Below are 20,440 nucleotides of genomic sequence, written 5' to 3'. Positions count from 1 at the left end.
CGAGAATAAATAGAAGTAACCAATTTTATTTGTTGCAAAATAAGTTTGGGCAAACCGATCCTGCATGGTAAAGCAATTATCCAGACTTATCGTCAAGCGAAGATAACGCTTACATTTATAAATTCTATTCTATTTTTGAGAATAAAAAAGAGGATAATTCGTTTAGAACTATCCCTAATTCGTACAGTTATTTGCTAACATCCTGAATATATTGACGCGGTGTTATATTAAAATGTTTCTTGAATTCCCGCGAAAAGTGACTTGGTGCGGAATATGCTAATTTATCGGCAACCTCATTAATTTGAACCCTTGGTTGCAGCAACAATCCCTTTGCAGATGATAATTTAAGGTCAATTAAGTATTCCTGCGGTGATTCGCCATAATACCGATTAAAAAGTTTAAGAACATAACTTTGACTAACGTGATGAGACTTCACGACCTTTGAAATTGATACTGACTTTGGGTCACTCGCATGATAAATTTCATAATCTAAACGATGCTTTAAGTCACTCGCAATTTTTTGACATAGCATAAATTGATTAATATCATTTTGATAGTCCTGTAGATGGTGATCACGTTTCAAAACCTTAACAAGTATTTTAATAATTTTTAGCACATCGATCTGAATATCCAATTGATCCTCTAAATCGTACTTTGACTTAAATAGTTGCATGACAACTTCAACTTGATCCTTCAAGTCCTGATATTCTGCATCTCGTGATGTAATAATTCGATCCGCATAGCTTCGAATTAATAAATATTTAAGTGTCGGATCATCTAGGTCAAAATGCATACAAAAATAGGTCATTTTTTCATTTCCAACAGCATAATTAGTATGGCGCGTCTCAACAGGAATAATGGTAAACTCACCCGTGTTAAGAATCATCTCCCCGGTTTCAGTTATCGTTCGTTGACTACCACGGATAACATACATCAGTTCAAATGCTGGATGCTCTTCAGGCTTCCACTTCCACCCTGGTCTGACAGTTTCCACATGACCGCCAAACAATGTGAAATGAGTATTAATTACTGGTAGATAATTTTTCATCATAAACGTCCTTCATGTTTGATTCGACACCGTAAGCGGATTCATAATTATTATTATAATATTGAAATGCTTAATTTGCCACTTACTGATATTGGCACTTTTTACTAACTTATTCGATTAAAATGTCGTTTCAATAACTACTGGATGAGTCTTTTTTTGTAAACATAAGCATGATCGCAATCCCCCCAATCTCCTGCCACACATCATTGCGACCACAAAAAAAGGACCGAAACAAAAGCTTATTTGTCACAGTCCACCTTGCTAACTAGTGGTGTTTTTTCATTTCATCCAAGATTCGTTGATTCTGAGAAATAATAATCCAATTCTGTTCAACAAGTGCTCTTAAAAAACCGACCTTCTCTTGATTCGAACGATCAGTAAAGTTGCCGGTATTACTCTTATTGAGTAATTTATTTTCATCCAGTTCGCTAAGGATTGCTTCAACATGCTCAACCGTCTGATCATCTAAATCCTTTAGGCCCCGGTCTATTAGGAGTCCCTGGACTTTATTATTGTTAAAAATTGCCATTCAACATGCCACCTTCCATTCATTAACCAAGGAAACAAGTTATAATACTCAAATTATAAATTTAATTGAGGCGTTTCACAATAAATCAGCTTACAAATTATTAAGCCGACCAATTGATAATTCTAATTGGTAATCCAGGTTCTAATAATTGGTTTTCTATCCGGATAAGTATTGAATAATTATTCATTATGATCGATAATATTTGCATGAACAAAATACCAGTTTACCACCACTAATTGGACATAATACGAGGAGAAACACGATGCAGGAATTGAGAAAATATAAATTTGGTGAATTTTGGAATATGCTTTTATCTGGTGTGGCAATGGCAATTGTCGTTGCTGTTACCCCAGGGGCAATTATTGCGCCCTTTATCAGCGGATTAGCTAAAAGCAACAGTTTTTGGGCAACTGTAAGCACTGCAACAAGTATGGGAATCTACATCGTCCCGGTTGCTGCAGCCATCTTGGCAGCTGATCAATTTGGTTTTACAATGATCGAAAAGGCCAGTGTTTCTTTAGCTGCAATGGCTGGAAGTGGTGCTGTGAAGTATTCAAACGGCACTTGGACCTTAGTTGGCATGGGCGACTTAATCAATACGATTATCATCATTGCAGTTGCGATTGTCCTAATCTTTTTAATTAGAAATCATGTCGGCAGCTTCTCGATTATTTGGGAACCAATTCTATGTGGCTCTATTGTTGGCAGTTTTGGCATATGGTCTTACAAATATGTCCATATGATCTCAATGGGGGTTGGTCACATTTTGAACCTGTTTACCACCCTTCAGCCAATCCTATTATGCACTTTAATTGCAATGTCTTTCGCCGTTATTATTGCAACACCACTATCAACAGTTGGCCTTGCTTATGCTATCGGGATCGATGGCATTGCTGGTGGGGCCGCCTCAGTTGGCGTAACGGCGTGCTTTATGATGGTTGCCGTGGCCACGTATCAAATGAATGGGAAAGGTGTTTCCTTCGCAATGTTCTGGGGTTCGGTCAAAATGATGCTCGCCAACTTTGTTAAACATCCCCGGATGCTGTTGCCGATTGCCGTCGTCGGTGCTTTAACCGGATTAACCGATTCATTTATCGGTATCAAGGCCGGGCCGGCTTTTGCCGGATTTGGTCAGCCAGTTGGCCCGATTAATTCATTTACATACATGAACGGATCAACTTGGTTAAATGTGACCGTTTTAGCACTGATTTATTTTATTTTACCAATCGGATATTCGATTATCACTTATCTGATTTTCAAAAGGATCCCTCGCTTGTACAACAAGAATGATTGGCGTGTCGATTTAACCAAATAACAATGTCAGCAGAAAAGCCACATAAAAAAACAGCCGCTAACTTTGTTTTCAATTTCAACAAAGTTAGCGGCTGCTTTAGTTCTTACGATTTTAACGCAATTCCCGCATAATGACCCGCCAAGTGATCAGCCAAAATACCGCTTGGCAATCGCTTGGTAAACCTGAATCGTCTCATAAAAGCTATCCAAAGTCGTATACTCATTGGTCTGGTGAGCCACCTTCCAAGCATCGGGGCCAAGAACTACCACCGCCATATCGGGATTGTTTTTAATGAAGACACTGGCGTCCGTGGCACCATTAATGGTAGTTAACTTAACGTTGCGATCCTGATACTTGTCACTTGCGACATTTTCGGCCAATTGAACAAACTGATTCTTAGGATCCGTCTCGACTGGATGGAAATTATGAATCAATGAGAATTCCAGATGATAATCAGTCTCGTTGTTAATTTTATCAATTGCAGTTTTAATTGTCTGAATCACATGATCATTGTCAAAGCTCAAGGTTGGTCGAATATTACCAGCCAATTCCGCGTAGTCAGGAATAATGTTAACCTGCTCGCCGCCCTTAATTAACGTCACACTGTGCTTGACTGTTCCTAAGAAAGGATCCTTAGGCGCCTGATCAAATAAACCAGCTTCAGCATCAATATATTTTGATAAGCCAACAATCGCATTGATTCCTTTTTCCGGAATGGAACTGTGAACAGCTTTGCCATAACTCTTGATTTGATAATTCAAACTACCGGAATGTGCGTAGACCACTTGGCCACTGGTGGGCTCACCAACGACCATTGCCGAAACATCTTTGGCAATCCCGTTGGCTGCCAAACGGTTGGCGCCAGGAGTTCCGTATTCCTCACCAGCCGTGGCAATTAAGCGAATTTTCCCTTTAATCGGTACCTTATCCGCCACCAATTCAATCAATGAAATGACTTCGGCAGCCAAGCCACTCTTCATATCAGCGGAACCACGACCATAAAGCTTACCGTCAGTGATAAATGGCTCAAATGGCTGATGCTCCCATTTATCAGGATCAGAAACGGCAACCGTATCTTGGTGACCTTCAAAGGCCAATACTTGGTCAGTTTTTCCTTCACCAATTTCAGCAACCAGATTGGCACGATTATCATCAAAGCGATCAATTTTATAAGGGACATGGTACCGATCAAATAATTTGCCGATGTATTCCGAAACCGCCAATTCATTGCCATTCGGCGTTTGAATTTGAATTAAATCTTTGAGAATTTGTAACTGTTCATCTTTTTGCATTCTAGATAACGGACCTTCCTACACAATAATAACCATGATTACCAAACAAAGCTTCAATTAATTAATGATTGTCAAACACTCTTATGATCTAAATGTTTTGCCAAAAAGTCACCAACCAACTGGATAACTAACACGAAGATTAAGACCAGGAACGTGGCCACCAATGTCACATCATTATCAAATCGATTATAGCCATATGCAATCGCTGTATTTCCAAGACCACCGGCACCAATTGCGCCCGCCATGGCAGTCAATCCAATTAAACTGATTAAGGTGACTGTCGTGACCCTGGCAATTTCAGAACGGGCTTCTTGTAAATAAACATCAAAAATTAAATCTGAAAAGGTTGCGCCGACTGATTGGGCAGCTTCAATCTTCCCGTGATCAACACTTTCCAAGGCAACTTGAATTTGACGGGCATAAAACGGAAACATCCCCAGTGACAACGGTACAAGCGCAGCGGTAGTTCCAATCTGAGTGCCAACAATTTGTTGGGTTACCGGTGCAATAAAGGCCAATAAGATGATAAATGGAATGGCTCGGAAAAACGAGACCACTTTATCAAAGATATTAAACCAGACCCGGTTTTCTTTGATCCCGCCCTTATCGAACAATACCAGTCCAATTCCAAAGATCAATCCAAGAATGCCACCAAACAAAGCGGACCAAAAAGTCATGTAAATGGTCTGGCCAATTGCTGTCAACCAGCCATCATCGCCGCCCCAACCAAGGGTGACAACATTAGGAAAGTACTTTGCAAACCATGCCATTATTTAGCCGCCTCCTTTTCAATCTTTGAAACACCAATCTTTTGATCATGTAAATACTGAATCGCTTTTTGGCGGTTGGCCGCAGCACCAGTCATCGTGACAAACAATGTCCCAACCGGAACACCCTGCAGCTCATCCACGTTACCGAAAATAATGCTGACTTCAACATCGAATTTTTGATATAACTCGGTCACAACCGGGTCAATAACAGATGGGCCAGTGTAAGTTAAATGCAATAACTCCCATTGATCGTCTGCCGATTGAACAGGATGCGTTGCCAAAATCTTGCGCGCCTTTTCCGACTCACCGGCCGTCCCAATTAATTCCTTAGTCAATGGATATTGCGGATTGGTAAAGACATCAACAATGCTGCCACGTTCAATAATTTTACCGTCACTCATCACGGCCACTTTATTGGCAATTCGCTTAACCGCATCCATTTCATGTGTAATCAGAACCACGGTTAGGCCCAATTCTTCGTTGACTCGCTTTAGTAAGTCCAAAATTTGAATCGTGTTTTTAGGATCCAAAGCAGAAGTGGCCTCGTCAGAAATCAAGATTTCCGGATCATTTGCCAAAGCTCTGGCAATTGCAACCCGTTGCTGTTGACCACCAGAGAGCTGAGCGGGAAAAGCTTTACCACGATCTCCCAAGCCAACCAAATCAAGCAGTTTCTGAGCCCGGGCCACAATTTCTTTTTCCTTTTGGTCACTATGTTTTAACGCAAATTCAATATTTTGAATCACGGTCCGTTCTTCCAATAAATTGAAATGTTGAAAGATCATGCCAATTTGGCGTCGCTTTGTTCGCAGTTGCTTAGTATCGACGATTTTAGCATTTGTTTGATCGTCTTTTTCAAACAACGTTTCCCCATTCACAACAACTTTGCCGGCTGTTGGTTTTTGCAGCAAGTTAATGACGCGGACCAATGTCGATTTCCCAGCACCGGAATAACCGACAACCCCATAGATATCACCTTTGTTAACGTGGATTGTCACATCATTAACCGCTTTAATTGTTTGTCCTTCTTGTTCAAAAAAGACATTAATATTCTCTAAGTCAATGACACTGTCAGCCATCATAACACCTCATTATTCTTGATCATTTTCGGCCTACTTGATTTTAAGATCCCAAGCGGCAATTTCAGCTTGACCATATTCTTTATTGATCAAGTTCTTAATCTTCTTGGTCTGGAAGGCTTTAACGTAGTCTTTATAAGCTTTCTTATTCTTGTCTTTCTTTTCAGCGGCAACAATGTTGATCCACTTCTCAGAATCCTTGTTAATTGGTTCAACGTAAATAGCTGACTTGTAGTTCAACCCGGCAGTTTGCGCAAAGTTCGTGTTGATGACCGCAGCGTCAACATCTGAAAGTGCTCGAGCAGTTTGACTGGCATCCAATTCCTTAATCTTGATCTTCTTAGGGTTCTTGGCAATGGCACTAAGCGTTGCCTGTGTTGTACCCGGTTTAAAGGTAATCAACCCAGCGTTCTTCAAAACAAATAATGCTCGTGATTCATTAGTCGCATCGTTTGGTACGGCAATTGTTGCACCAGTCTTAAGATCATTCAAACTCTTAACCTTCTTGGAATATACCCGGATTGGCGTGATAAATGTTTTACCAATTGGCACAATGCTTCCCTTGTTGCTCTTATTCCAATCAGCTAAGAAATCGTAATGTTGAAAGGCATCGATATCAACATCACCATTGGCAACAGCTTTGTTAGGCTGGGTGTAATCAGTAAATTTCTTGTATTTAACATTCACTTTGTATTTATCTTTAGCAATCTTAGCAACCGCATTCCAAATCTTGTCATCTTTGCTGGTTCCTGACATAATTCCGACAGTCACCGTTTGACTACTCGTTGATTTCTTGTTTCCGCCAAAACTAAAATATCCAGCAACCACAATGACTAAAACAACAACGATTCCAATGATCCATTTTGTACTTCTCTTCATTTTACGAACTTCCCTTCATCTTTTAAATAAATAATTAGAAATAATTGCAAACATGATTCAATATCTGATCTCACTCAAATGATCCAGTTATGATGAAATTACCGTACCCCCTCTAGAATAATGTCCGTTATGATAATGAAGTAATTTGAACATTCGGAAAATAAAAAAGCTTCCTTCCCCGCTACCAAATAAACTGTAGCTAAGGGACGAAAGCTTCGCGTTACCACCCAAATTCGTAATCCACTTACATGAATTACCTCAACGACACTGATTAATGTCTGGGATGGTAACGGATCCTGCCGTAACTTGTGCGTGAACACGCGTCAATGTTCAGAGCTCATCTTCACCGTAATCTCTCCTGCCGGTTTCCATCAACCCGGCTCTCTATAAGGAATGATCACTGCTACTCTTCTCTTCTTTACATAACGGAACGATTCAATTTATAGTAAATCATACCACGTTAAATGAATATTTCAAGAAAAGATAAGTTTTTTTCTAATAATCAATCAAATCGTAACGGTTTTCTCAGTAATATGATCTGGCAAACGATTTTTAAAATTCTCGTTTTCCCTTCAGATAGACTTGTTTATCAACTTGCTGAACTACCGTCACATCTTGTAATGGATCAGCTTTAAGCACTTGAAAATCAGCAACTTTGCCGACTTCCAAGGTACCATGATCTTCAGCCACATCACATAATGTCGCAGAATTTAGTGAAGAACATTGATAAGCCTCAGCAGGCGTCATTCCCACCTTTGTAAGATATTCAAACTCCTCAGGTGTCTTATCAAATCCATTGAATGGTGTTCCAGCATCAGTTCCACAAGTAAATTTAACTCCCAACTTAAAGGCCCGCTTGAAGTTCCGGTATGTATCATCCAACGCGTCTTCACATTTTTTGATCTCCCATTCCGGCAAAACACCATGACCATACTTGGGGATATTCATTTCCGCAATCAACGTTGGTGTTAGGAAGGTGCCATTCTTAACCATTTGCTGGCACTCTTTTTCAGTGACATAGAATCCATGTTCAATTGAATCCATGCCAGCATCAAGCGCGTTTTGGATACCAGGATTCCCTTCTGCATGAGCTGATGCACGAATGCCTTTGTGATGGGCTTCAACAACTCCCGTTCGCATTTCTTCAACTGAGAGCTGTGGATCCGCCATAAAATCACCGGGCGTCATAACACCACCAGTCGCCATCATTTTAATCACCCGAGCGCCGTTTTTTAAAGCCGTTCGAACTGCTTTGCGCATTTCATCAGGAGAATCCGTTAAGTAAGCCGCGTGGGGTGCATCGCCATGGCCCCCCGTCATTGACATTGCTCTACCAGAAGGTTGCAATTCTGGAACGTGCTTTAGCAAGCCATTTTTCATCATTTTCTTTAATTTAATATCAACATCATAGGAATCGCCACATTCACGGACATAAGTCACACCAGATTTGAGTAATTGTCGTAAATGCTGTTGGGCCAACACGGCTGATTCTGTCTCAGACATGCCAAAGCCACCATCAAATGTATCCGGTCTGGAAGTTAAATGCGAATGAACATTAAGGAAGCCTGGCATTACAAATTGTCCCTTTAAATTAACTTCTTCGTCTGTTCCAGATGGTGTATGGCCGGTGCCACGATCAACTAATTTACCATCTTCGACAACAAACCAAGCGTCTGATTCGTTCTCTGTGCTTTTACCATCAAATAATGTGAAATTATGGAATAATGTTTTTGTCATGTTGTTTCCTCCAGTTATTTTGCAACTATGTTTTAATTTGTTAAATTTTTGATTGTGATCAATAGCAGATTCTGGGCATACAAATCACTTAGACTCAATATTTAGGAACGGAATATTTGTTTTGAGCTGGGTACTTGGTTGAAACATGTGACAGCAAGCAGCTTCCGGCCATATAAGTCACTAAATCAAATATTCAAAACCAGAATATTCGATTTGGACTGGCTACCTGGTTGAAATGTGTGACAAAAAGCAGATCCCGGCCATATAAGCCACTTAAGCTTAATATTCAGGCCCGGAATATTAAGCTTAAGTGACTTATATTCTGGGATCTAACCGCTTTTTGTCACACTCTGTTATTTCCAATACGCATACTGATACTGCGCGTCATTCAACAACGAATACTTCAATCCACCCACATGCTTACTGATTAAATTTGCTTGAGCCGGTTGATACAACGGGACATACCCCTTAAATGCAGTGAAGTACTTATCCGCTTGGACCAACTTATTGTATCTGGCTTGGCCACTCAGATGATTTGACTGATTCATCAGACTGTCAAATTTTGCATTCTTCAAATGCGTAAAGTTAACTTGATTCGTTGACGTTCCCAATCCTAAGAAGTCCGAAGCATCCAACCAGTTGGTCGACCAGCCAGTTAAATTCATTTCAAAATTACCGGCAAAATCCCGTGACACATGTTGCGCATGCGGAATCGAAGTCATCGTAACCTTTAAGCCCTTCAAGTTCTTTTGAGCAACCGATTGGATATATTCACCCGTATGCTTATCCTGATCCGTATCATCAGTCAATAGGTTAAGAGTTACCTGCTTCTTACCGACTTCTTTCAAATAAGCATTCCAATATTGCTTAGCCTTGGCGACATTTTGAGGTAACAAGTTCCCCACTTCTTTAGCCATGTCTTTACCATTTGCCGGATCCTTTTGATCACCTTCCGGAACCGCGCTTAGCATTTGCTTCGAACCGTCTTGGAGAACATTATTAACTAATTCCTTGCGATTAATAACCGCTGAAATTGCTTGCCGCAAATTTTCAGAGTCAGTTTGTGGCTTTTTATTATTGAAGTAAAGATAGTTTTCACGTCCGGTTAAATGTGTATGCATTTCCGGATCATTTTTATTCTCACGCACATACTGGCCGGTTACCGAAGTGACTTGAATTTTTCCGGATTTAAACAGGTTAACGGCTGTATTCTGCTCTTTAGTAACCGTCACGTTCACTTTAGGAATTTTCACATTGTGTGCATTCCAATAATAAGGATTTTTGACATAATGCCAAGATGAATTGCTGCCAGACCAGCCGACCAGCTTATACGGGCCGTCATAAACCGACTTAGTTGAACTGGTTCCAAATTGCTTACCATACTTACTAACTGATTTTGAATTAATTGGTAAATATTTGTTAGTTACCAAGTCATTGAAATACGGCACCGCCCGGGTCAATTGAATTTGTAATGTCCGTGAATTCAAAGCTTTAACACCTAATTTATCTGGTGACATTTTGCCAGCTTGAACGGCATCAAAGTTCTTGAAGCAATCATAAACACTGGCAAATTGTGCCTTCGTCTTTGGATTTACAGTTCGCCGAAATGACGTCACAAAATCATTTGCCGTAACGGGTTGCCCATTACTCCATTTGGCATTTTTGCGTAACTGGAACCGATACGTTTTACCATTATTCGTTGGTTTAACAACTTTTGTCGCAACCCCGGCAACAATCCGGTTGTTTTTATCATACTTGTACAGCCCTTCCATCGTCTGAGTGATCAGGCTGGCACTATTGGTATCATATGCCGTATTGGGATCAACGGTTGCTGGTTCATCTGGCAGCGTCACATTTAAAGTTTTGCCTGAATGCGCGGCACTCTTGCCACAGGCTGCCAAAGATCCAGCCATTAAAATTGTCATTGCTAAAGTTAATAGTTTATGTTTCATGATTCATCCTCCTAGCTTTTTGAGAATTTAATGAGAAATTAATCTGTATCGACAAAAAGAGCGCCCTTCCAGAAAATTAATTCTGAAAGGGCACTCTCGCACTGTACCACCTTTGTTTGCTAAAAAAGCCTCACACAAACGGCAACTTGTCCTAGAACGTTACTCACTAAGCTAGGATCAAAGTGAGACGCCAAATTGCGATTTGCCGCATTTCTAACGGTTGCGTACCGGTGGTTGCCTACTATATTCAGCCCACAGCTCAAAAGTGATTTTCACCAATCGCATTTTGCCCCCGCTTTCACTAGACCGGGTTCGCTGACCAAAATTGAAATTGACTACTTTCTTCGTCGTTACATTTTGTTCTCATAAATTCTTAATGTTATTACAATAACGCACATCCAAGTAAAATGTCAACAGGTATTAAAAATCGATAGAGATTCCCCGGTTACTTTAATCTCTGTTCTCTGAAATACTGCTAAAAATCTCGTTCGCCTCGCTGACGATAATAATCATTGGCAATCCTTAAAAAATAGCTCAGATAACTATTTTCCAAAAGGGAGACGGCGTTGAACAGAAAAAATGGAGAGACTTACAATCAAAAAGCAAGTTAGCTGGATATAAATTCAAGCGCCCAAAAGTACACTAACTTATTAATATGCTTACAAAAATAACCGACCAACCACTAGACTAGGAAATCTAATGGTTGGTCGGTTTAATTCGAGCAGAATTTTATTTTATTTATTTTTAGAAGCGATCCCTTTTGTGACATAAAATTTAGTGATTATCTTAAACCTTTGTAATCAATTTCTAACTATGCTTCAACTGTACTTCCTAACATTTTTTCGGAAGCTTTCTCTACTTCGCTTAATTCGTGCATATCGCCTTCAAGGTCTTGGTATAACTTGCGATAAAGCTGATAGTATTTGTTATAAATATCGTGACGAACGGGATCAGGCTTAACTGGGTTCCCTAAGACTTGCCACTTTTGCACATCTTCCACCGTCAGAGTCCCCGTACCAATACCAGCTAACATAACATCGCCAAGGTTGGCCTCAGCATCTTCAATTGGTGTTCGAACTGCGTACCCAGTGACATCGGCAAACATTTGAACCCAATCAGGTGAATTGGTTACCCCACCGGCAATCACAATGTACTCACCAAGATTGCGACCAGTGCTTTCGATACTATGACGTAAAGCATAACAAACTGCCTCTTGAAAAGCGTGATATAGGTGTGCTTTAGTGTGAACCAGCGAGAGACCAAAGATTAACCCTTTAGCATCCGAGTTCCAAATTGGTGCCCGTTCACCCATGAAATATGGTAGAACCACCAAACCTTCACTACCTGGACCAATATTCTTGGATTCCTTATTCAACGCCACGTATGCGTTATCTCCACCGTTGTGTTGATTGTGAACTTCCAAGTCGCCAATATTATCACGGAACCATTTGGTAATTGCGCCGGCAGTTGCAGAACCAGAGAAATTATAAACTAAATGCTCAGAGTTGTAAGGATATGGCCAAACGATGAGTCCTTGTCCCTTAATGGGTTCTTCGCTCACCAAAGCGGCATTCATTGATGAACCAATTGCGGCAACGTACTTACCAGGCTTGAAAACACCCATACCAACGTTGGCAGCACCCACATCAACCCCACCGGAAATAATTGGTGTTCCAGCAGCCAAGCCAAGTTCAGCTGCCGCGTCATTGGTCAAGCCACCAACAATGGTGGTTGAATCAACCAATGGTTCTGGCATCATTGATTCGGGAATCCCCATTGCATCCAGCATTTCTTTTGACCAGGTATTTGTATTGACATCGTATAATCCGCCTAAGTTACCCGCAGCAGAATGATCAATTGAGACCTTGCCGGTTAGTTGATAAATGGCATAGTTGCTTGGTGGTAGGAACATCCGAATTTTACGCCAGTTTTCAGGCTCATGATTCTTAATCCAAAGAATCTTCGTATAACCATAATAAGGATCGACCACGTCGTTACCGGTAATTTCGGTAAGGCGTTTGCCGTCAACATGTTCCTTGACCCATTCTGTTTCTTCTTGAGCTCGTCGATCCATCCAAATCAAATCTGGTCGAACCGGTTCCATATTTTCATCCAATGGCACACCAGAACCGCCATATAAGCCACTAATTCCAATGCCAACAATGTGCTTTGGATCGACGCCGGCAATTTCAACTGTTTTACGAATTGATGTTTTTACCGCATCAACCCAAACGTTTGGCCATTGTTCAGCCCAAAGTGGATGAGGCGTTAACACATCATATTCTTCCAAATCTTGGGCAATTAAATGACCATCCGTGTCCATCAAAATACTTTTTGTCCCCGATGTACCAATGTCGGTACCAATAAGATATTTCATGATATATTCCTTCTTCTTCCTAGAGTATGGCTGTCTTAAAACCTCATTAGACATAAAAGCTAACGACAGCCCTTCGAATAACCAGTTCAAAACTGTGTAGCGACCATCGAGAAGACTTCAGTAAAAGATCAATGGTTCACGCACGTTCAGTTTGTGTTTGGTTCATAATTTAGTGACTTGCTCAGCTGAAAATTACAGTGAGAGCGGCTAGTTCCATTTCTCGATATAGTATGGTCATGAGCTAAAACGTGTGAAACCAAACGCTTAGCTCCCAGAATATAAGGGTCCCGAATCAAATATTCAAACCCAGAATATTTGATTCGGGACCCTTATATTCTGGGAGCTAAGCGCTTGGTTTCACACTCTGGTTTTTACCACGCCGTAAACGCACCATCAACCAAGTAATCATCACCCGTTGAGAAGCTGCTGGTATCACCGGCCAAGTATACTGCCATTCCTTGCAATTCATCAGGACGGCCTAAACGACCAAGTGGTGCCCAGTCATTCCATGTCTTAATTAATGGCTTCAAGTCTGGTGAGCTAAGTGTCAAATCAGTTCCCATGTAACCTGGGCTGATTGTGTTAACCCGGACACCCTTTTTAGCCCATTCAATGGCTAATGATTTTGAAAGTTGAATGACACCATTCTTAGTTGCATTGTATGAACATTGTGGTTGTGGTCGGTTAACAATGTGAGCCGACATCGAAGCAGTGTTGACAATTGAGCCCTTGCCTTGTTTGATCATGTAACGACCAGCTGCTTGTGAACAAAGGAATACTGAATTCAAGTTCAAGTTAACGACTTTTAACCAATCTTCATATGACATGTCTTCAGCAGGAATGTTCAAGCACATGCCGGCATTGTTAAACGCAGCGTCCAAACCACCAAGCTCTGAAACAACGGTGTCAACCATGTGTTGAACTTGATCAGGATCAGTCACGTCAGTTTTAATGGCAATTGCCTTTTGACCAGTTGCATCGGCAATCTCTTTAGCAGTTGCTTTAGCCTTGTCTTCGTTGATATCGACAATTGCGACATCGGCGCCGGCTTCCGCCAAACCTGTTGCCATTGCTTTGCCTAATCCTTGCGCGCCGCCGGTAACATAAATGCTTTTTCCTTTGAGGGACATTCTATCTAAAATACCCATGTTGGTGCCTCCTAGTGTGTTGAAATAGTTGCATATTGTAAATCTTAGACACATTTTATAAATTAGTTTTGCAAAACGATTTATCTTAATGCAACATAAATACTAAAACAAAATGATAGCGCTGTCAATAGTTTTATAAAACTATTTTCTAAAATGATTTTTAACCCTAATTTACAAAATTGCTTTTTCTTTTGTGACATGCTATTTTTGTACTAGACAAACATTTAATAGAGGGGTTATGGGTGGCATTATGGATAGGAATAGTAACGATAATTATTCACGGATTTTCAATTTAATTTACCAACGCGAGAAAATTTCAAAACAGGAAATCGCACTGGAATTAAATCTTAGTTTACCAACCGTCAGTTCAAATTTAACTGAATTAAAGAAAAACAAGCTCATTCGAATTGGTGGCAAATTTGAATCGCAGGTGGGCCGGCGCGCAAAAGCCTATTCCGTTTCTGCCAATACTCATGTGTCACTTGGCATTGAAATTTTTAAAGAACACGTCACCATCTCAGCGTTAGACTTAAACGGCAAGGAAACGGCGACGGCAACTGAAAAACTTTCATATTCAAATGATGACGCCTACTTTAAGAAACTCGCGACCTGGATCAACTCGTTTACTGACAAAAATAAATTAGCTGATAAACATATTCTGGGAATTGGAATGGGTGTTCAAGGACTTGTTTCCCATGATGGTCAAACTGTCCTTTGGGGTAAGATTTTGGAATCTACCGGTCTAACCACCGAGTCATTAGGCAAGTATCTGCCATATCCGGTTTCTTTTTACCATGATGCCGACTGTGTTGCGGCAGCTGAACAGTTCCTAACGAATAGCCACCAGGACACCACTTATCTTTCTATTGGCGAGCATCTGGGGACCGCCATTGTAATTAATAATCGAATCTATTCAGGGGAAAATGGTCGCAGCGGGACAATGGAACACATTACCTTAAATACGCAGAGCGACCGAAAGTGTTACTGTGGCCGTCATGGTTGCATCGAGACCTACTGTTCAATGAGTTCGTTGCTAAATGAAGATGAATCGATTGAAGATTTTATGGCGAGCTTAAAAGCTGGTGACGAAGAAACGCAGCATCGCTGGCACATCTATTTGAATTTTCTGGCCGAGGCAATCAATAATCTTCATATGTTTTTGGACAATCGATTAGTCATCGCCGGAGAATTAATTCGTTACTTAGACAGTTCAGTCATCAAGGACCTTGACCAACGGATTCGAAACATTACTGCCTTTCCAGAGGATCATTCTTACTTGAGCCTGGGAATGGTCACCGCTCGACCAGTTGCGATTGGCGCAGCAATTCCGAGGATTGAATCATTTGTGGAAAGTGTCTAATCATTAAGGTTCAAAATAAATAAACGGCCCAGATATTCAAAAGAAGAATATCTGGGTCGTTTGTTTATTTTCAGAATCTACATCATTATTAAACGCTTACAATTTAAATTAAGTTAAATCTGTGAATTGCTGGTTGGAGAGGTTCCAAGATCGCGATGACTAACAGGAGTCTGCACCCCATCTTTTAAAGAACTAACCTGCTGTTCTTTTTCCAATCTGGCATTTAACGTTTTAACGATTTCGGCATGTTGCGCTTCTGATAAGTTAACTTTAGCAAAGAAAATCAAAGCCGCAATAATCAGTAAAGCAATTGGAATATAGAACATAAACATATTAAACTGAAAGACACCATGGGCAGTAATGTCAGATGGGTTGGCATTCCCAGTCATCCCCGCGGCAACCGCAACAATTCCGACAATTCCGTTAGAAGCCGCTCCCGCCAATTTATCAATTAACGGTCGAACAGACAACGTAACTGATTCGTTTCGCACGCCACTCACTAATTGACCATACTCAACACTGTCAGTAATAACCATCAAAGTGGCCAAGAAAATCAGTGGGTATGGGAAGAAATAAAAGGCAACTGCAAGTAATACCAATGGTAAGCTTGAACCGGCGAACAAAAAGATAATGTAGCCAATTAGCATGAACGCAATTCCGCCGACATAGATAGCTTTTCGATGAATCCAAGCATCAAGAGCTGGGAACAACGCAACTGAAACTACTCCCAAGACACAAGTGATAACACCGACCCAAGTATAGGCAGCAGCGTTGCCAAGTCGATACCTGAAGTAATACATCAACAGTGAATTAGTCACAACGTAACTAAAAGCGAATAAGAAATAGGATAAGGCAATCCATAACAACACTTTGTTTTTACCAATCACCTTAAAGACATCCGTAAATTTAGTATGCTTCACATTGCTTCGAATCAAACTATCTTTTTCTTTAATCGTTAAACAGGTAATTAACGCACCGCCCGAACATAATAGTGCAACGATGACAACATACCCTAACCAACCCGCGTGAGTTTGCTGGCCAAACGGCACTTTGGAAAACAAGTGTGAGAACAGCATAATGGCTGGTGTGATAATGATAATAACCACTTGAGCGCCAAGCGTTGATCCAATTCGGGCAGCGGTACCATAGCGTGTCCGAACTTTATTATCGATACTCAAGGCTGGTAGCATTGACCAAATTGCGATATCACTAAATGAATAAAAGACATCAATCACAACAAACGTAACCCCAAGGAGAATCAAGTAAATTAATGGATTGCTGTAACTTAATCCAAAGAAATCTGAAAACAAGAAGACAAGCCCAATCGACGCAACGACAGAACCGATCATAATCCAAGGTCGAAATTTCCCCCAACGGGTCTTGGTATTATCAACAGCAGCCCCAATCATTGGATCAAACATAATTTCCCCAACTCGAATACAGACGATAATTGTCGTGACAATGCTGACCATACCGGCATCACTGGAATTTGTAAATAATTGACTGGTAATAAACATCATAAAATAAATACTCAATGTATTGTAAAATGCATCGTGACCAAAGGTTCCAAACGCATATGATAAATATTGCTTCAAAATCTACACCCCGTTCATTTATCTAATTTAACAATTGCATTTTATAAATCCGTTTTGCAAAACATGTTTTTAAAACTGTGACCATTATAAATGAAATCGTTTACAAAATGCAATGGGTTTGGGGCTAATTATTTTAATCACAATATTTCCATCCGGTAAGCACCTGGCATAACAGTATTTTATTGAAATAACAAGGGAATTTAAATGATATTTTTTAGACATTGTGTATAGAAGCACTATTAAAATGGTATTACCTCAAAGCAAGTCATAAGTAACACAACTATTACTGGAAAGATTAGAATACTTTCTGTTAAAATTCGTGTAGAAAATGAAACATCTAATTTGGCTTGTTCTGCTAGCATCGGCAATAATGTCAGCATTGGCGTGGCAGATTGAATGATTAGTGTCTCTTTAAAGGTTGTGTTCAGATAAAAGAACCCGAGTTTTTGACTTATAAAGATTATCAAAAACATAATTAATGGGGAAATAACAAACTTCCCAAGTTGTGCAAACAGGTCGACACTTTCAAGCTTTAACTTACTCAATTTAGTATTCCCAAGAACCAAGCCCAAAAACAAAAGAGAGAGTGGCGTAACCAGATTTGATAGGTAGCCAAATGATGTTGTCAAAAAATCTGGCAATGATAAATTAAATAAGAAGAATATTAATCCCAGCATGAATCCCCACATGGGAGGAGTCAAAATTTTTAGAAACCGGTTAGATTTAGAATCTCCTTCATTATTTGAAACGCTTTTACTTAAAGAAGAATTATTAATGATTTTAACTCCAATTCCCCATGTTGCTATTGTGTTAGCAATAAAATATGCTAAAAAGTATGGTAAACTTGAATTACCAAATAAGGCTATGTTTAGAGGTAATCCAACAAATAATGTATTTGAGTTGACAAATCCATTAATAAACAAAGCAGTTCTTTGGGGAGGTAAATTTAATAATTTAGAAACTATAGCTGATAATAAAAAGCAAATCAATATTGCAATCATTATTAATCCAGTTCCATATGAAAGAATAACAATGTTATCGTGTGTTATATACTTTTGGGTGGACAAAAATATTGATAGTGGCAGGGCAATATTAATAATTAGTTTTGATATGTTACCAGAAAAGCTTGCATTAAACATATTTATTTTTTCTAAAATGAAACCGATTACAATTATAGTTATAATAATAAGCACACTACGGATTGAAACTAAAAAGACTGAGAGCATGGTATAACCTCTTTTCATATTTATAAAATGTGCCTTAGCAAATTAAGGAGGAAACTTATTGTGAAAGCAATCGGAATTAATCAATACGGTGATTCAAAAATGCTACAAGAACTCAACACTGACATCCCACAAATCGCTACAAATGAAGTGTTAGTCAAAACTGAAGCATTTGCTATTAATCCACTTGACGTTGCTATTAGAGAAGGACAATTTAAGAACTCGGTGATTCTATTGTTTCCGATGATACTGGGAACAGATGCAGTAGGCTCAATTGTTAAAGTTGGCACCAACGTTAATAACTTTCACGTTGGTGATGAAATAATTGCTCATGCCGGTTATGGTACCTATGCTGAATACTTTCGTGTTTCGAGTGATCATATTGGCCTTCGTCCAAGTCAGTATAGTCTTCACGAAGCTGCAGGGTTACCGTTATCTGGTATTACTGCCTACAACGTCTTAATTCATTCTGCCCAGGCTCGTTCTGGCCAAAAAATTGCTGTCTTTGGAGCTTCAGGTGGTGTTGGATCTATGGTTGTTCAGATGGCAAAGGCTTATGGCCTAGATGTTGTAGCAATCGATAGACAAGACACAAAAGCATATGTGTTATCGATTGGTGCCAATGAGTTCATCTCGATTGATGAAATATCTAGTCCAAAAGTAATGCATCCGCTAACTAGTCAAATGGATATAGTTATTGATGCATCTAATTTTGGTAAAGGCGCAGTGACCGGTGTAAATTTAGTCCACGATGGCGGTACTTTTGTTACATTAACTCACGTTCCAACTCTGACTAAAATTCCTAAAAATATTATTTTGAAAGAATACGTTCCGGAGAAAAAATATTATGATAGTGACGCATTTGCTGCAATTACATTAATGATTAGAAATAATCAATTACACACCCGTATTGATAAAACGTTAGATTTTACACTCGAAAACGTTCGTATGGGTCAAGACTATGTCGCAACTGGCAAACATAACGGAAAAGTTGTAGTATCACTGAATTCATAAATCAATATTTTCAAACGATAATACCCTTAAAGTTGAAAAGGGAACACCCAGAAATTTCATCCTGAGTGTTCCTTTTTTTCATGCTACTATTTTTCCCATTATCATAAATAGTTACAATGTAAAATGTGGGTCAACTTTGATAGGCTTTCCAGTCTTGATCGATTCATCAACCGCAATAACAGCACGTTGAGCCATAATTGCGTCAACACCATCAGCAACTACTGGCTTATTTTCAATAATTGATTTAAAGAAGCTATTAACTTCATCTACATATGCTTGGTGATAACGTTGAGTAAATATTGGTAATGGATTTTTTTGAGTTTCATTTTCCTTAGTATATAATTCAACCGTTGATCCTGACACATTTTCTGCTTTAAGCATTCCTTTTGATCCAAAGACCTCCACACGATTATCGTACCCATACACGGCTTGCCTAGAATTATCAATAAGTCCAAATGCACCATTTTCAAATTCTAATACGAGCGCAATCGTATCGACATCACCAATTTCTTTTAGAGTAGGATCAATTAAAGTTCCACCTTTTGCATACACTTCTGTAATGTTTGATCCCATCATATATCGAGCCAAATCCAAATCATGAATTGTAAAATCCCATGGCAGTCCACCAATCCGCTTAATTAATTCTTTATCTAAGACGAATGGATCTCGAGACGTTGTTTTTACAATCTGAGGGTCACCGATTTGACCAGCACGTACCCCTTGATAAACTTCTTGGAATTGTGGATCCATTCGTCGATTAAACCCCATTTGTAATTTTACACCGTTATCTTTTACAACATGTAAAATATCACGAATTTTATCTTCAGGTGTATTCATACTAAAGGGTTTCTCACAAAAAATATTTTTATGTGCTTTTGCAGCATCAAGAACAATTTGTGCATGTGAGTCGGTCGATGTCACAACCATAACCGCTTGAATGCTAGGATCGTTCAAAACCTCATGATAATCTTTTACCACATGAGGAATATTTTGAAATTTCTTTTTCCAACTTTCATCGACTTTTAAATCACAGATATATTCCAAATTAACATTTGGCATCGATAATAAATTATTATAATGATTTGTTCCTTGTCTACCCACACCAATTAAACCAACATTAATCTTATCCATTGCCATTTTACA

At 39.5% G+C, this 20,440-nt stretch carries 16 protein-coding genes and 1 other annotated feature; of the genes, 3 read left to right on the top strand and 13 right to left on the bottom strand.

Annotated elements, in window-relative coordinates:
• Positions 1–187: 187 nt before the first annotated feature.
• Together FC85_RS03635 and FC85_RS03630 are read right to left on the bottom strand one after the other, a co-directional pair.
• Positions 188–1,051 (bottom strand): AraC family transcriptional regulator, encoded by an 864-nt coding sequence (locus tag FC85_RS03635; RefSeq protein WP_057864203.1) that lies wholly within the window; start codon positions 1,049–1,051, stop codon positions 188–190.
• A 262-nt stretch (positions 1,052–1,313) separates the two neighbouring features.
• Positions 1,314–1,577: a hypothetical protein gene (locus FC85_RS03630; RefSeq protein ID WP_057864202.1), complete on the bottom strand. Its 264-nt coding sequence runs from the start codon at positions 1,575–1,577 to the stop codon at positions 1,314–1,316.
• 262 nt (positions 1,578–1,839) lie between these two features.
• Between FC85_RS03630 and FC85_RS03625 the strand changes: the two genes are divergently transcribed.
• Positions 1,840–2,892, top strand: coding sequence for a PTS sugar transporter subunit IIC (locus FC85_RS03625; protein ID WP_057864201.1), 1,053 nt, complete (start codon positions 1,840–1,842; stop codon positions 2,890–2,892).
• Positions 2,893–3,017: 125 nt separating this feature from the next.
• On the opposite strand, the gene FC85_RS03620 is transcribed toward FC85_RS03625, so the two are convergent.
• The 8 genes from FC85_RS03620 to FC85_RS03585 all read right to left on the bottom strand — a co-directional run bounded on the left by FC85_RS03620 (position 3,018) and on the right by FC85_RS03585 (position 14,105).
• Positions 3,018–4,163, bottom strand: a complete 1,146-nt coding sequence (locus tag FC85_RS03620; protein WP_057864200.1) for an ArgE/DapE family deacylase — start codon at positions 4,161–4,163, stop codon at positions 3,018–3,020.
• A gap of 71 nt (positions 4,164–4,234) precedes the next feature.
• Complete coding sequence (locus tag FC85_RS03615; RefSeq protein ID WP_057864199.1) at positions 4,235–4,933, bottom strand: methionine ABC transporter permease; 699 nt, start codon at positions 4,931–4,933, stop codon at positions 4,235–4,237.
• Positions 4,933–6,012, bottom strand: a complete 1,080-nt coding sequence (locus FC85_RS03610; RefSeq protein ID WP_057864198.1) for a methionine ABC transporter ATP-binding protein — start codon at positions 6,010–6,012, stop codon at positions 4,933–4,935. Before FC85_RS03610 ends, FC85_RS03615 begins: the two co-directional genes overlap by 1 nt.
• Before the next feature lie 33 nt (positions 6,013–6,045).
• Positions 6,046–6,891 (bottom strand): MetQ/NlpA family ABC transporter substrate-binding protein, encoded by an 846-nt coding sequence (locus FC85_RS03605; RefSeq protein WP_057864197.1) that lies wholly within the window; start codon positions 6,889–6,891, stop codon positions 6,046–6,048.
• 199 nt (positions 6,892–7,090) lie between these two features.
• Positions 7,091–7,319 (bottom strand) — a binding site (T-box leader).
• A 124-nt stretch (positions 7,320–7,443) separates the two neighbouring features.
• Complete coding sequence (locus FC85_RS03600) at positions 7,444–8,628, bottom strand: metal-dependent hydrolase family protein (protein ID WP_057864196.1); 1,185 nt, start codon at positions 8,626–8,628, stop codon at positions 7,444–7,446.
• A 353-nt stretch (positions 8,629–8,981) separates the two neighbouring features.
• Positions 8,982–10,580 (bottom strand): peptide ABC transporter substrate-binding protein, encoded by a 1,599-nt coding sequence (locus tag FC85_RS03595; protein WP_057864195.1) that lies wholly within the window; start codon positions 10,578–10,580, stop codon positions 8,982–8,984.
• 811 nt (positions 10,581–11,391) lie between these two features.
• Positions 11,392–12,957, bottom strand: coding sequence for an FGGY-family carbohydrate kinase (locus tag FC85_RS03590; RefSeq protein WP_057864194.1), 1,566 nt, complete (start codon positions 12,955–12,957; stop codon positions 11,392–11,394).
• Positions 12,958–13,328: 371 nt separating this feature from the next.
• A complete protein-coding gene (locus FC85_RS03585) occupies positions 13,329–14,105 on the bottom strand; it encodes an SDR family oxidoreductase (RefSeq protein ID WP_057864193.1) in 777 nt (258 codons plus the stop codon).
• 250 nt (positions 14,106–14,355) lie between these two features.
• Between FC85_RS03585 and FC85_RS03580 the strand changes: the two genes are divergently transcribed.
• On the top strand, positions 14,356–15,465 hold the full coding sequence (locus tag FC85_RS03580) for an ROK family transcriptional regulator (protein ID WP_162255412.1): 1,110 nt from the start codon (positions 14,356–14,358) through the stop codon (positions 15,463–15,465).
• Positions 15,466–15,578: 113 nt separating this feature from the next.
• Here the strand turns inward: FC85_RS03580 and FC85_RS03575 are convergent, their stop codons facing one another.
• A complete protein-coding gene (locus FC85_RS03575; protein WP_083484930.1) occupies positions 15,579–17,060 on the bottom strand; it encodes a glycoside-pentoside-hexuronide (GPH):cation symporter in 1,482 nt (493 codons plus the stop codon).
• 239 nt (positions 17,061–17,299) lie between these two features.
• Positions 17,300–18,286: an AEC family transporter gene (locus FC85_RS15430; RefSeq protein ID WP_162255411.1), complete on the bottom strand. Its 987-nt coding sequence runs from the start codon at positions 18,284–18,286 to the stop codon at positions 17,300–17,302.
• A gap of 60 nt (positions 18,287–18,346) precedes the next feature.
• Between FC85_RS15430 and FC85_RS03560 the strand changes: the two genes are divergently transcribed.
• The gene (locus tag FC85_RS03560; RefSeq protein WP_057864189.1) at positions 18,347–19,297 is read left to right on the top strand and encodes an NADP-dependent oxidoreductase; all 951 of its coding nucleotides are present in this window, start codon (positions 18,347–18,349) and stop codon (positions 19,295–19,297) included.
• 111 nt (positions 19,298–19,408) lie between these two features.
• On the opposite strand, the gene iolG is transcribed toward FC85_RS03560, so the two are convergent.
• The gene (iolG, locus tag FC85_RS03555) at positions 19,409–20,434 is read right to left on the bottom strand and encodes an inositol 2-dehydrogenase (RefSeq protein WP_225427546.1); all 1,026 of its coding nucleotides are present in this window, start codon (positions 20,432–20,434) and stop codon (positions 19,409–19,411) included.
• Positions 20,435–20,440: the final 6 nt, after the last annotated feature.

The sequence above is a fragment of the Lentilactobacillus diolivorans DSM 14421 genome (assembly GCF_001434255.1).
GTDB lineage: Bacteria > Bacillota > Bacilli > Lactobacillales > Lactobacillaceae > Lentilactobacillus > Lentilactobacillus diolivorans.
Note: the sequence above shows the minus strand (reverse complement) of the source record. Positions and strands in the feature narration are given on the sequence as shown.

Excerpts from the sequence above, each read along its gene's own strand:
- FC85_RS03615 (WP_057864199.1), bottom strand. The coding sequence starts at position 4,933 with ATGGCATGGTTTGCAAAGTACTTTCCTAATGTTGTCACCCTTGGTTGG.
- FC85_RS03620 (WP_057864200.1), bottom strand. The coding sequence starts at position 4,163 with ATGCAAAAAGATGAACAGTTACAAATTCTCAAAGATTTAATTCAAATT.
- FC85_RS03595 (WP_057864195.1), bottom strand. The coding sequence starts at position 10,580 with ATGAAACATAAACTATTAACTTTAGCAATGACAATTTTAATGGCTGGA.
- FC85_RS15430 (WP_162255411.1), bottom strand. The coding sequence starts at position 18,286 with ATGCTCTCAGTCTTTTTAGTTTCAATCCGTAGTGTGCTTATTATTATA.
- FC85_RS03600 (WP_057864196.1), bottom strand. The coding sequence starts at position 8,628 with ATGACAAAAACATTATTCCATAATTTCACATTATTTGATGGTAAAAGC.
- FC85_RS03590 (WP_057864194.1), bottom strand. The coding sequence starts at position 12,957 with ATGAAATATCTTATTGGTACCGACATTGGTACATCGGGGACAAAAAGT.
- FC85_RS03630 (WP_057864202.1), bottom strand. The coding sequence starts at position 1,577 with ATGGCAATTTTTAACAATAATAAAGTCCAGGGACTCCTAATAGACCGG.
- iolG (WP_225427546.1), bottom strand. The coding sequence starts at position 20,434 with ATGGCAATGGATAAGATTAATGTTGGTTTAATTGGTGTGGGTAGACAA.
- FC85_RS03605 (WP_057864197.1), bottom strand. The coding sequence starts at position 6,891 with ATGAAGAGAAGTACAAAATGGATCATTGGAATCGTTGTTGTTTTAGTC.
- FC85_RS03625 (WP_057864201.1), top strand. The coding sequence starts at position 1,840 with ATGCAGGAATTGAGAAAATATAAATTTGGTGAATTTTGGAATATGCTT.
- FC85_RS03580 (WP_162255412.1), top strand. The coding sequence starts at position 14,356 with ATGGATAGGAATAGTAACGATAATTATTCACGGATTTTCAATTTAATT.
- FC85_RS03585 (WP_057864193.1), bottom strand. The coding sequence starts at position 14,105 with ATGGGTATTTTAGATAGAATGTCCCTCAAAGGAAAAAGCATTTATGTT.
- FC85_RS03610 (WP_057864198.1), bottom strand. The coding sequence starts at position 6,012 with ATGGCTGACAGTGTCATTGACTTAGAGAATATTAATGTCTTTTTTGAA.
- FC85_RS03635 (WP_057864203.1), bottom strand. The coding sequence starts at position 1,051 with ATGATGAAAAATTATCTACCAGTAATTAATACTCATTTCACATTGTTT.